Here is a 12489-nt window from a genome sequence, read left to right as displayed (position 1 = left end):
ATGAGTAAAATAAACGTTGTATCCTGGAATGTAAACGGAATCCGAGCTATAGTGAAGAAGGAGTTTGTGGAAAGTGTTAAGCAAATGGATCCAGATATTTTATGTCTTCAGGAGACTAAAGGGTCTGTAGAAGACGTAAAGACCGCTTTAGAGCTATTGCCTGATTATAAGCATTTTGCTAATGCCTCTAAGGCAAGAAAAGGCTATTCTGGAACAGCAATATTGACTAAAGAAGAGCCTCTCTCAGTTACTTATGATTTGGGATATGAGGAACATGATCAGGAAGGGAGAGTAATTACGTCAGAATTTGAGTCTTTTTATTTGATTAATGTGTATACTCCCAATTCAGGGCAAGGGTTAAAGCGATTGGATTATAGGCAAACCTGGGATGAGTATTTTCTAGGTTATATGAAAAAGCTGGAAGAGAAGAAGCCTGTGATACTGTGCGGAGATTTGAATGTGGCTCATGAGGAAATTGATATAGCTAGGCCTAAACAAAACTATAATAAGTCAGCAGGTTTTACTCAGCAGGAAATCGATGGCTTTGATAAATATTTGGCAGAAGGTTATGTGGATGCTTTCAGACATTTTTATCCTGAAGAAGTGAAATATAGTTATTGGAATTATATGTTCAATGCAAGGGCCAATAACGTGGGCTGGAGAATTGATTATTTTTTAGTGAGCAACGCCTTAATGTCTAAAGTAGAAGATTCTAAGATTCATAATGAGTATATGGGCTCAGACCATTGCCCTGTAGAGTTAGTTATGAATTTAGATTAAGAATATAAGCTTTCTATAAAACAAAAAAGCCATCTATGATAATCATAGATGGCTTTTTTGTGATTTGATTTTTTCTAACCATAAATATCGTTGAGCACTCCTGCTAATCTTATTCCGGCGCGTTTTAGCCTTTCTTTTACCGTGCGCCAGTTTTTGTATCGATATTCGTAGTTAATATCCTTTGTCTCAGGTAAATTATATACCTGATTTCTTAACGACATAGACTCGTAGGCCCAATCTCTCACTGAGCTGCTTTGCCATTCTTTGATTTCTTCTTTAGAGGCATGGTTTACTACATCACCAAGTTCTGTATAGCTGTAATTTTCAGAGTCTATCATACCGCTATCCCAAACAGAATGCAGGTTAGATGATTCCCAAAACCACTTTAACTTCACTTGGTTGCCTCCCATATCTTCGCCTGTACCTACATGTAAAGGCTGGTGGATGTCTCCAATCAGGTGAGCAAGCATTTTTATGCCTTCAGCTTCTTTTTCTTTCGGAAGGCCTCCTTTTTTTAGATCGGTTATTATCCTTTCAATAGTTGAAATGACGTCACCATCAGGGTTTTTCTCTGTTTCTTCATAGGTTTTTCCATTAGGGATAGTTACCCAGTGCCAGTTATGAGTATGATCATAAGCATGATCAGATTTTATATCATCCATCCAATTACTTACGGTAGCTAATGATTCCCCATCAAGTATCTCTGTAATGCGTTTTTTAGCTTTTTTAGATAGGTGTTGTTCTGCTACATATCCAACTACACGGTGCCCGGTCATTCCCCAGCCAAATACCTGCATAGAAACAAACAGGCATAGAATAAATGCTACTTTTTTTAACATGTTATAAGCTATTGTCTACATTCTCTTCAAATGTAGGAAAGGTGTCCTAAAGAACTGTTAATCAGGAGTTATTTTTTAATCTCTGGTGATTGTTTTTGAAGATCGAAAAGGTCATTAAGAACATCAATCAAAGTTTCAGCTTCCCCTCTTTGGCAAGCTGCTTTCAGCTGTAGCACAGGGAGCTTCATAATCTTTTGCATCATACTCTTAGTTACCTTATCTATTACTTTGGCTTCTTTAGCATCAGCGTTTTTAAGGTATCTAGCCATTTCCTCTTTGCGTATATCCTCTAATGCATTTTTCAGCTTTTTAATAGTAGGAGATACCATCATTTCTTTAGACCAGTTATTGAAATCAACTATGGCTTCTGATATAATGTTTTCAACTTCAGGAATGGCATCTATTCTTTTTTGTAGAGCTTCTGAAGTTTTACTTTGGATGTTGTCAATGTTATAAACTAACGCTCCGGGGATTTCCTCTATCTCCATTTCCACACTTCTAGGTACAGAAAGGTCTATAAAGAATTTGAAGGATAGTATTTCTAATTTGCTAACTAAAGCTTTAGTAATGAAGGGATCATCAGCCGCTACAGACGAAACAATTACATCTGCATTTTGAATAGCTTGAAATACTTCGTTAAAAGGGACTACGTTAAAATTGCACTCTTGAGCTAGTTCTGCAGCTTTAGCTTCTGTGCGGTTAGTGATGTTTACTTCTGCAAACTTTGAGTCAACAAGATTTCTACAAACATCTTTTCCTATTTCTCCTAACCCAAGAATTAAGATTTTAGGATCCTTTATGTCTTTGGTTATATCTTCTGCTAACTCTTTAGCAGCATAAGAAACAGAAGCGGCTCCATCTCTGAACGCTGTTTCCTGTACTACTCTTTTGTTAGTGAAAAAGATAGTGTGCATGAGCCTGTGTAAAAACGGGCCGGCCATATTTTCATCAGCACTCCACTGGTACGCTCTTTTTACCTGATTTGAGATTTGTAAATCACCTACTACCTGAGCATCTAGCCCCATGGCTACTCTGAAGAGGTGCTTTACTGCTTCATGATGATTGTTTTCTGATTTGAAATAAGCTTGTATGGTTGCAAGGTCTAAACCTTTGATCATAGCAATACCCTGAAGGATTACTAATCCCTGATTAGAATCACAAGCATAGTATATCTCAGTACGGTTACATGTTGATAAAATCAACACATCCGAAGCTGTAGAATACTCGCTAATATACCTTAATAATTGCTTGACGTGTGCCTCATCCAAGGCCAGACGTTCTCTGATGTTTATAGGAGTGTCCTTGAATGATAAGCCAAGTACTTTAAAACTTTCCTGCATCTCTATCTTATTCGTGAGCAAATTTAAATAGTATAACCATACTTTGAAAACATCATGACTATTTAGAAGATTTTTAAATAAGTCAAGGTTCAAATTTAAGAAATTATTACTATACGAATGGATGACCTATGTCAGCTTTCCAACAAAGTTTAATCAATTATGGTTGCTTCTGGCGTTTCGAATATTCATAAATATGCTTAAATTATTTTATGAAGTTCTCTAAGGTGATCCGTTGGGTGAAACAAAAATGGTCACTCTCCCGAGGAGAGGCCAGAGGATTGGTTATTTTTCTACCATTAATTCTTTTGATTTTAGGAGCTTCAACTTTTTATAAGAGCTGGTTAGCCTATCAGGGAGCTGATATGCCTGATACTAAGCGGTTAGATGAGTTAATAGGTTTAATGTATTTGGATTCAGCGGCGGAACAAGAGATAGAAAATAAAATCAGATTAAAACCATTTGATCCTAACCATGTATCTGAGGCTGATTTATCAAAAATGGGAGTGACAGCATATTTGGCGAGAAACTGGATACGATACATTGATAAAGGTGGTCGTTTTAAAAAGAAAGAAGACTTGATGCGGCTGTATGGTATGAAAGAAGAGGAATATGACCGGTTAGCGCCTTATTTAGTGATATCAGAAGCACAAAATCCCAACGCTCCTCATTCTCTTCAAGTTGAAACAAATGCTAATAATGAAGAGGCTGCTCATCAAAAATCACCTATAAATAAGTATACTTTTGAAGCTTTTGATATTAATATCGCTGATACCTCAGCCCTTAAAGCATTAAAGGGTATAGGGTCGGCTTATGCCAGAAGAATAGTGAAATACAGAGAGGCATTAGGAGGCTATGTGAATAAAGAACAGCTTAAAGAAGTATATGGTCTGGGTGCAGAGTTGATTCAAGGATTAGATACGGCTTGCTATATTGACAGCACTTATAATCCAGATAAAATAAATATTAATAAGGCCTTTGAAACAGAATTAATTCGCCACCCCTACCTGAATAGAAAACAAGCTAAGGCTATTGTGAATTATAGATATCAGCATGGTGATTATAACCACCCAGATGATTTATTTAAGATAAAGTTATTAGACTCTATTCTGATTTATAAATTAAAACCTTATCTGGCCTTTTAGGTTTTAATTTGAGCCTTTACAACGTAATTATAGTGTGTACTGGCGGCAGATGCCTTAATTTTGTTCCTTCTTGTTTATATATTTATCTTTATTATTTGCTTCCTTAGTAACTAATATGCACGATCTGCTTAAATCATATCTGAATCGGCTTACTAACCTTACGGCCAATAACCGATCATTATTATTACTTCGCTTGCCGGTAGAGCAATTTTTAGACCTCTACGATTTTAATTTCATAACCAAAGGGGGTTCATGGCAAATTATTGAATCGCTCATTGCAGGGAAGTCAATATCTCTATGTGCTGAAATGGACAGTCGTGATGAGGAGGTGAATTTAGCTAGCCGTAGACTGAAAAAAATAAACAGAACAGATAAGTTTATTTATGAAGAGCGAGGTTCTAGAGATTTGTATGTGGGCTGGCCGTTTGTAAGGGGTAAATTTGCGGACGGTACTAATGTGCGTTGTCCGTTACTTTTCTTCCCGGTAGAGCTACAGCTTGTTAATAATAATTGGAGGCTACAACCTAGAAATGACGCAGGCATTACGCTTAACAAATCATTTTTATTGGCCTATGCTTACTACAATAAAATAAAAATACCTGATGAACTGATAGAGCGGAATTTAGAAGATTTTGATACTGATAGTACCGTTTTCAGAACGTCATTGTATCAGCTTTTTAAAGAAAGTATTGTAGAGCTTAATTTCAATCAGGATAATTTTCAGGATAGTCTTCAGAAGTTTTCAGAATTTAAAAAGGACGATTTTGAGGAAGAAGAAAAGCCCGGGGAGCTTAAGTTATATCCTGAAGCAGTGGTAGGTATATTTCCGCAGGCTGGTTCTTATCTTGTGCCAGATTATATGCATCTGATCGGGAATAACCATGTGAAGGATATTGAGGAGTTCTTTGAGATGAGAACGCCATTCGAAAAATCTGAAAAAAAAGGACCTGATTATTATTTTCTGAATAGTGTGGAAGAGGAGAAAACTTTTACTCCTTTCAAAATGGATGCCTATCAGGAAAATGCTCTTAAGGCTATAAAGAAAGGTAATTCTATTGTGGTGCAAGGCCCTCCGGGCACAGGTAAATCTCAATTGATTTGTAACCTGATTGCTGATCATATTGCCATAGGTAAAAAAGTGCTGGTGGTGAGTCAGAAAAGAGCGGCATTAGATGTGGTTTATAACCGGATGGAGGAAAAGGATATGATAGATTTCCTTGGGCTGGTGCATGATTTCCGGAATGACAGAAGAGAGGTATACCACAAAATAGCTAAACAAGTAGATCGGATTGAAGACTACAAAATCAGAAATAATGGCTTGGATGCGATTCAGCTGGAGCGAAAATTTTTGCAGGTCAGCCGCAGAATAGATCAGATTATCGAGGAAATGGAAGAGTTTAAATACGCTCTTTTTGATGAAAGTGAGTGTGCGATATCTGTAAAAGAGCTATACCTAACTTCAGATATAGAGCAACCTTCTATTAGCCTTAAGCAAGAATATACTCATTTTAAATTTGATGAGATTCCGGCATTTATAAATAAGCTGCGCTATTATGCGCAATATGCTGAGCGATTTAATAAAACGGAATATCCATGGAGGGAAAGAAATTCATTTGAACACTTTGGAGTGTCTGATGAACAGAAAATATTAGAGATAATTGAAGATGTGCCTGCCAGCCAGAAGTACCTAGCAGATCAGCTTGAAAAGGTGATAGGTGCGCGCTGGATGCTGGAAGATGCCGAGGCCTTTTTGCAAAAAAAGCACCTCATAGTAGAGATGCTGGAAATATTGAAAATCCCTAAGGCCTATTCTTACTTTCAGCATATGATGAGCTATCCGGATGATGAAACCAGTAATCTGTGGCTTTCTAATACAGAACGCGTTTTAGTGGAATGCTATAGAGGTGCGGGGCCGGAGACGTCCCTTTCAGCGGATAGTTTGGGTAAATTTCAGGAAGCCTTACAACGAAATATAGATGCCCGAAGAAGTGTCTTCAGACTTTTACAGTGGAGGCTTTTTTCTAAGGATAAGGCCTTTATGAAGCAGGTATTGGTGGCGAACTCTCTGAAAGGAAATAAGGAGGGCTTCAATATAATGGTTGAGAAAATTGATAACCGCCTTAACCTGGAGCATAATTTCACGAAACTTAAACAAAGGGCCTGGATTACAGATGTACCCACAACTTATGATAAAGGGTATATTCAAAACTGGTTCCACCTGCAGAAGCTCTCAGTAAAAGCTAAACTCATATTTAATTCTCTGAGAAATTTTAGAGATTATTTTAATGTGCAAAAACTCAGTTATGAAGAGCTGAAGGAGAAAATAGATGCCATTTTTAGAATAACAGAAAACCTGCCAGAAAAGCGGGCCAGCTGGGAGACTTACCTTACTTCAAAACAGGTGAGTAATCTGCTTAATTTCCCAGAGAAAAAGAATGAAATGGTAGGGGTGCTGAGGCGAGACTTTGATGCGCTTTGTGAGTATGATAAGCTTCGAAGTGATATGACCGTTCAAGAGATGCAGGTGATTGATAAGGTAGTAGATGCTATTGAAGAGCCAACTATCGAAGAAGTGGAGCAGCTCTTTCAAAATAGTCTCCGCATAGCCTGGATAGAGCATATAGAAACTAAATATCCTATTCTCAGATCTGTTTCTTCATTAAAATTTCAACAGCTGGAGGCAGAGTTACAAAACTGCGTTAGAGAGAAGTTGAATGTAAGTAATGATATGCTTCTATTACGCGCTAGGGAAAGAACATACGAAAATGTAGAATATAATCGATTAAATAACCGGGTTACGTATAGAGACTTGTATCATCAGGTAACTAAAAAGAGAAGGATATGGCCCCTTCGTAAGTTAATAGCAGAGCACTATGAGGAGTTGTTTAACTTGATTCCTTGCTGGCTGGCCTCTCCGGAATCAGTGTCAGCGATGTTTCCTATGCGAGAAATGTTTGACCTCGTTATTTTTGATGAGGCTTCGCAGTGTTTTGTGGAGCGTGGTTTACCAGCTATGTACCGAGGCAGGCAGGTAGTAATAGCAGGAGATGATAAGCAGCTTAAGCCTAGTGATTTGTATCACGTGAGGTATGAGGAAGATGAAGAGGATCTTGATCCGGCTCTCGAAGTTGATTCTTTATTAGAGCTTGGGAGTCAGCACCTCATGAGCATACAGCTGCAGGGGCATTATAGAAGTAAATCGCTTGACCTTATAGATTTTTCTAATCGCCATTTTTACGATGGGAACCTTCGTCTGTTGCCAGATTTTGACGTAATCAATAATTCTGATCCAGCCATTAAGTATATAAAGCTAGATGGTATTTGGGAGAATAATATGAATATGGTAGAGGCTGATAAGGTAGTTGATATCTTGCTGGAAATTCTGAATGATCAGCCGTTTAAAGATGTGGGGGTAGTTACTTTCAATGCAAAGCAGCAGCAGTGTATTTTAGATGTATTAGATCAAAGGTTTGCCACTTTGGGCCGAGTGATGCCGGCCAACTGGTTCGTTAAAAATATTGAAAATGTTCAGGGAGATGAGAAGGATTTTATCATCTTTTCAACGGGCTATGCTCCAGATGCTGATGGCAAGTTAATGATGCAGTTTGGCAGTTTAAATGCTATGCATGGAGAAAATAGACTCAATGTAGCTGTAACAAGAGCGCGCGAAAAAGTGATAGTGGTAAGTAGTATAATGCCACAGCAGCTAAAAGTGGAGAATACTAAAAATGAAGGACCTAAGCTGCTTAAAGCTTATTTAGAATATGCCTTGAAGGTATCTCAGGGAGAGTTTAAACCGTCGCCGTTCCGGGAGAAGAACCATCATGCAGAATGGTTCTTGAAAAAGAAATTGCAAGCATGGAACCTAGTTCGAGGAGATGCTTTTACTCTGGAGGAGGAACTTCCTTTTGCAGATCTTACCGTGAAAATGGGGGAGGAGCATCTTGGATTGATCATTACAGATGATGATCTTTATTATCAAAGTATATCAGTGAAAGACTTGCATGTGTATACTCCTTTTGTGCTTAGCAAAAAGAAATGGCATTTTAAAGGCATTTTTAGCCGTGAGTATTGGAATAATAGAGATCAGGTGCATGAAATGATTTATCGATTTGTGAACCAAAGTATGCGAGATAAGGAGTCATAAGCGACCACCGCATTTTTTACAATAAGAAGCATCAGATTCATGGCCTTCTGCGCCGCAATGAGGACAGGCCTGTGTATTCACAGGTCTTACACTTTTTTGTTGGCTCATCTCTGCAGAGACAATGCCTGTAGGTACAGCAATAATTCCATAACCTAAAATCATAATGAGGGTGGCCAAGGTTTGTCCCAGCGTGGTTTGTGGAGCGATATCACCATAGCCTACCGTAGTGAGAGTGACTACAGCCCAATAGATACTCTTTGGTATGCTCGTAAATCCGTTTTCCCCTCCTTCTACCAGATACATCATCGTGCCCAGCACTACTACCAGAATAAACACACCGCCTATGAAAACTATAATTTTAGGTCGACTAGCTCTTAAAGCACTGGTAAGCTGAGAGGCTTCCCCGATGAATCTGCCTAATTTAAATATTCTGAAAACCCTTAATAAACGAATACTTCTTATTACCAGTAAGCTATGAGCCCCTGCAAAAAATAAGCTCAGAAAAGTAGGGAAGATTGATAGTAAGTCAATAATTCCAAAAAAGCTAAAAGCATATTTCCAAGGTTTAGAGATGGCGGTGAGCCTTGCTATATATTCTAAGGAGAATAGGATGGTAAAAAACCATTCAATGATATATAGTGTAGTGCCATATTCTGCCTTTATCTGCGCAACGCTTTCCAGCATTACCGCCAGTACGCTGAGTATAATGGCTATGAGTAATACTACATCAAAAGCTTTTCCCCAGAAGGTGTCTGCTTCAAAAATAACTTCATGTAGCTTATCCTTCCAACTCGGTTTGGCAGTAGTGTGATTATTCATATGCGGCTAAAGTATTTAACCAAGAGGGTTAATCCAAGCTAATCATAATAAATGCACAACATCATCTTGGCTAAAAATTGAGACGTTATTCCTTAAAGTTATTTAAAGTAGCGAGTTTCTACGCTTTTATCTTTCGAGCCTTTATTGTTTCAAGAGCTGAGTCAGTATGTCTTTTGCGGCTACTGCTATAACGGTCCCAGGGCCGAATATACCAGATACTCCTGTTTCATAAAGAAAATCATAATCTTTAGGGGGGATTACGCCTCCTACTATCACCATAATATCCTCTCTTTCCAGTTCTTTCAGCGCTTCTATTAGTTGTGGAATGAGTGTTTTATGTCCGGCCGCCAGGCTAGAAGCACCTATTACATGTACATCATTTTCTGCGGCTTGTCGGGCTACTTCCTGTGGAGTTTGGAATAACGGCCCAATATCTACATCAAACCCAAGGTCAGCAAAGCTGGTAGCTATTACTTTGGCTCCTCTGTCGTGGCCATCTTGGCCCATTTTGGCTACCATAATACGAGGACGGCGGCCTTCCAACTCAGCAAATTGGTCTGATAAATCTTTAGCTTCTTTGAAATTGTTATCCATTTTAGCTTCTTCTGAATAAACTCCTGAAATTGATCGTATAGTGGCTTTGTGTCTTCCAAATACTTTTTCCATAGCCTCAGATATTTCCCCTAATGAGGCTCTTTCCTTTGCCGCAATTACAGCTGCTTCTAAAAGGTTGCCTGCGGTTTCTCCTGCTGCTATCTTGGTGATCTGCTCAAGCGCTTTATTCACTTTTTCACTATCTCTATTTTTCTTTAGCTCCTCCAGTCGTTGTATTTGCTGCTCTCTTACTCGTGTGTTATCAACTTCTAAAATATCAAAATCTGGTTGCTCATCGGTTCTAAATTTATTTACTCCTACTATTATATCTTTACCAGAATCTATACGTGCCTGTTTTCTGGCGGCAGCTTCTTCTATCCTCATTTTGGGTAAGCCGCTTTCTATAGCTTTGGCCATGCCTCCGAGTTCTTCTACTTCCTCTATCAGCTCCCATGCTTTAGCAGCCAGGTCAGCGGTAAGGCTTTCTACATAATATGAGCCTCCCCAAGGATCTACCACCTTAGTGATATTGGTTTCTTTCTGTAAATAAATCTGTGTATTCCTGGCTATTTGCGCAGAGAAGTCAGTAGGAAGCGCAATGGCTTCATCTAAGGCGTTGGTGTGTAATGATTGGGTGTGTCCAAGGGCGGCGGCCATAGCTTCAGTGCAAGTACGTACCACATTGTTGTAAGGGTCTTGCTCTGTAAGGCTCCAGCCTGATGTCTGGCAATGCGTTCTTAAGGCTAAAGATTTAGGATTTTTGGGGTTAAACTGTTTCACTATTTTAGCCCAAAGCATTCTGCCAGCTCTCATTTTGGCTATCTCCATAAAATGATTCATGCCTATGGCCCAGAAAAAAGATAGGCGAGGAGCAAAGTCATCTATATCCATTCCGGCCTGAATGCCTGTGCGTATGTATTCTAGCCCGTCAGCCAGTGTGTAGGCCAGCTCCAGGTCTGCAGTGGCTCCTGCTTCTTGCATATGATAGCCGCTGATACTTATAGAATTAAAGCGAGGCATTTTCTGAGAGGTGTACTCGAAAATATCAGCAATTATTTTCATGGAAGGAGCCGGTGGGTATATGTAAGTGTTCCTTACCATGAACTCTTTCAAAATATCATTTTGAATAGTGCCACTTAGCTCTTCTAACTTTACACCTTGCTCTTCTGCGGCAGCTATGTAGAAGGCCATGATGGGTAATACTGCTCCATTCATCGTCATAGAAACCGACATTTTATCTAGAGGAATCTCGTTGAAGAGCACTTTCATGTCCAGAATGGAGTCAATGGCTACTCCGGCTTTGCCTACATCACCAGCTACCCTGGGGTGATCAGAGTCATACCCACGGTGAGTGGCCAGGTCAAAGGCTACGGAGAGTCCTTTCTGACCAGCGGCCAGATTTCTTTTGTAAAAAGCATTTGATTCCTCCGCAGTAGAGAATCCCGCATATTGCCGAATGGTCCAGGGCCGGCCGGCATACATGGTGCTGTATGGCCCGCGCAGGTAAGGAGGGACTCCTGCAGTGAAATGAGTATGATGCAGCCCTTTAAAATCTTGATCTGTATAAGCTGCTTTTATATTTATTTTTTCAGCTGAAAGCATAGTTTCTGTAGCCTCAGTAGATTTTGGTGAGGGCTGGAAATGATTGTAGCTGATTTTGCTGAAGTCTGGTTTCATGAGGGGAGGGTTTATAAGGCGTTCTGAAATTTTTGCCAAGCCGTTTGGCTCATCTGATCTATCATATTTTCGAGATAATAGGAACCGGCAACAGGGTCGTTTGTGGCGTTTAGATAAGCCTCTTCTTGTAAGATGGTAGAGGTGTTTAAAGCTATTCTTTTGAGTAATGGACTTTTTGAATCTGATGGTAACAGTAATAAGCCATTGCATCCTCCAATAATAGCAGCCATAGCGGCGGTAGTAGACTTTAAAAGGTTACTTTGTGGATTATAGGCTTCTGTAATCCAGGGAGGAGAGGTGCATAGCAGATATAAGTCCTCAGGTAAAAAGTCTTTACAACCATAAGCCGAAGCGACCTGAAAGGTCAGTCGTCTAACGGTTTGTGTACGACATATTTCTTCAAAATATTTGGTGCCAAGAGGGATGTTGAAAAATAATTTTTTAAAGATGCTTTCTATACTTTCATCTTTAATATTTTCAATAACCTCTATCACTTGTAGTAAAGCCTTAGCTATAGAGTCAGTATAAGATAAGTGTTCATCTACTTTTATTTCTAAGGTATGGATATGGTCCAAAGAATATTTTGTCAATTTATCAGCCTGTAGTGTTTGGCTGTTATTGAGTATAAAACCTCTGATTTTGTGAGTATTGTCTTTCTTTTTGTCTATAAATCTTACATAGTTATCGAGGTGCCTTTCCCATTGTTCGTTAATCCTAAATGACAGGCTGTATTTTGCTGTGTTAATACCTTCTAATAGTTGATCGAAATCAATGTTTTCAATACTTTCTAAGTTGAATATTAACCCGGTAGCTCCTTGTTCGATTGCTAGTATACTTTGTTCGTGAGCAGCTTCTGTATCACTGCAGTTGATGAGCTGGAAATTATACCAGTGGCGAGCAGATTTATTCTGACTGTCGGTATGAAGAAGGCGATTATCGAAATTGTTTTTTTTGAAGTGAATGTCCGAAAAATCGTAGTAGGGTAAGATGGTGAGGTCTGGTTCCGGATGCCATGAAAATTTTGAGAAAACATCTTCACCTTTTAGCTGTTCCTTCGTTATATTAATCCATTCAACTTTAGAATGGGGTTCAAAATCTTTAAATAGCTCCTTATGTCGATTACTCATAATTTGGTATGTAAGGTTCTTTAG

Annotated in this window: 8 protein-coding genes; 3 read left to right on the top strand and 5 right to left on the bottom strand. The window is 39.0% G+C overall.

What is annotated here, in order from left to right; genetic code table 11:
- Complete coding sequence (locus JL102_RS09875; RefSeq protein ID WP_237390546.1) at nucleotides 1-780, top strand: exodeoxyribonuclease III; 780 nt, start codon at nucleotides 1-3, stop codon at nucleotides 778-780.
- Between the two features lie 74 nt (nucleotides 781-854).
- On the opposite strand, the gene JL102_RS09870 is transcribed toward JL102_RS09875, so the two are convergent.
- Nucleotides 855-1619: a S1/P1 nuclease gene (locus JL102_RS09870; protein ID WP_202244235.1), complete on the bottom strand. Its 765-nt coding sequence runs from the start codon at nucleotides 1617-1619 to the stop codon at nucleotides 855-857.
- A gap of 68 nt (nucleotides 1620-1687) precedes the next feature.
- Nucleotides 1688-2959 (bottom strand): glutamyl-tRNA reductase, encoded by a 1272-nt coding sequence (hemA, locus tag JL102_RS09865; RefSeq protein ID WP_202244544.1) that lies wholly within the window; start codon nucleotides 2957-2959, stop codon nucleotides 1688-1690.
- Between the two features lie 209 nt (nucleotides 2960-3168).
- Between hemA and JL102_RS09860 the strand changes: the two genes are divergently transcribed.
- On the top strand, nucleotides 3169-4101 hold the full coding sequence (locus tag JL102_RS09860) for a helix-hairpin-helix domain-containing protein (RefSeq protein ID WP_202244234.1): 933 nt from the start codon (nucleotides 3169-3171) through the stop codon (nucleotides 4099-4101).
- Between the two features lie 115 nt (nucleotides 4102-4216).
- Nucleotides 4217-8248, top strand: coding sequence for an AAA domain-containing protein (locus tag JL102_RS09855; RefSeq protein ID WP_202244233.1), 4032 nt, complete (start codon nucleotides 4217-4219; stop codon nucleotides 8246-8248).
- Here JL102_RS09855 and JL102_RS09850 read toward each other — a convergent pair.
- From JL102_RS09850 to JL102_RS09840, 3 genes are all read right to left on the bottom strand, one after another.
- Nucleotides 8243-9067, bottom strand: coding sequence for an ion transporter (locus tag JL102_RS09850; protein ID WP_202244232.1), 825 nt, complete (start codon nucleotides 9065-9067; stop codon nucleotides 8243-8245). The two genes, JL102_RS09855 and JL102_RS09850, sit on opposite strands and share 6 nt — an antisense overlap.
- A gap of 141 nt (nucleotides 9068-9208) precedes the next feature.
- The gene (gene scpA / locus JL102_RS09845) at nucleotides 9209-11338 is read right to left on the bottom strand and encodes a methylmalonyl-CoA mutase (RefSeq protein ID WP_202244231.1); all 2130 of its coding nucleotides are present in this window, start codon (nucleotides 11336-11338) and stop codon (nucleotides 9209-9211) included.
- 11 nt (nucleotides 11339-11349) lie between these two features.
- Nucleotides 11350-12465: a methylmalonyl-CoA mutase family protein gene (locus JL102_RS09840; protein WP_202244230.1), complete on the bottom strand. Its 1116-nt coding sequence runs from the start codon at nucleotides 12463-12465 to the stop codon at nucleotides 11350-11352.
- Nucleotides 12466-12489 lie beyond the last annotated feature (24 nt).

The sequence above is a fragment of the Fulvivirga sediminis genome (genome assembly GCF_016757215.1).
In the GTDB taxonomy this organism is placed as follows: domain Bacteria; phylum Bacteroidota; class Bacteroidia; order Cytophagales; family Cyclobacteriaceae; genus Fulvivirga; species Fulvivirga sediminis.
This window is presented reverse-complemented; position numbering and strand designations above follow the sequence as displayed.

Excerpts from the sequence above, each read along its gene's own strand:
- JL102_RS09840 (WP_202244230.1), bottom strand. The coding sequence starts at position 12,465 with ATGAGTAATCGACATAAGGAGCTATTTAAAGATTTTGAACCCCATTCT.
- scpA (WP_202244231.1), bottom strand. The coding sequence starts at position 11,338 with ATGAAACCAGACTTCAGCAAAATCAGCTACAATCATTTCCAGCCCTCA.
- JL102_RS09870 (WP_202244235.1), bottom strand. The coding sequence starts at position 1,619 with ATGTTAAAAAAAGTAGCATTTATTCTATGCCTGTTTGTTTCTATGCAG.
- JL102_RS09855 (WP_202244233.1), top strand. The coding sequence starts at position 4,217 with ATGCACGATCTGCTTAAATCATATCTGAATCGGCTTACTAACCTTACG.
- hemA (WP_202244544.1), bottom strand. The coding sequence starts at position 2,959 with ATGCAGGAAAGTTTTAAAGTACTTGGCTTATCATTCAAGGACACTCCT.
- JL102_RS09875 (WP_237390546.1), top strand. The coding sequence starts at position 1 with ATGAGTAAAATAAACGTTGTATCCTGGAATGTAAACGGAATCCGAGCT.
- JL102_RS09860 (WP_202244234.1), top strand. The coding sequence starts at position 3,169 with ATGAAGTTCTCTAAGGTGATCCGTTGGGTGAAACAAAAATGGTCACTC.
- JL102_RS09850 (WP_202244232.1), bottom strand. The coding sequence starts at position 9,067 with ATGAATAATCACACTACTGCCAAACCGAGTTGGAAGGATAAGCTACAT.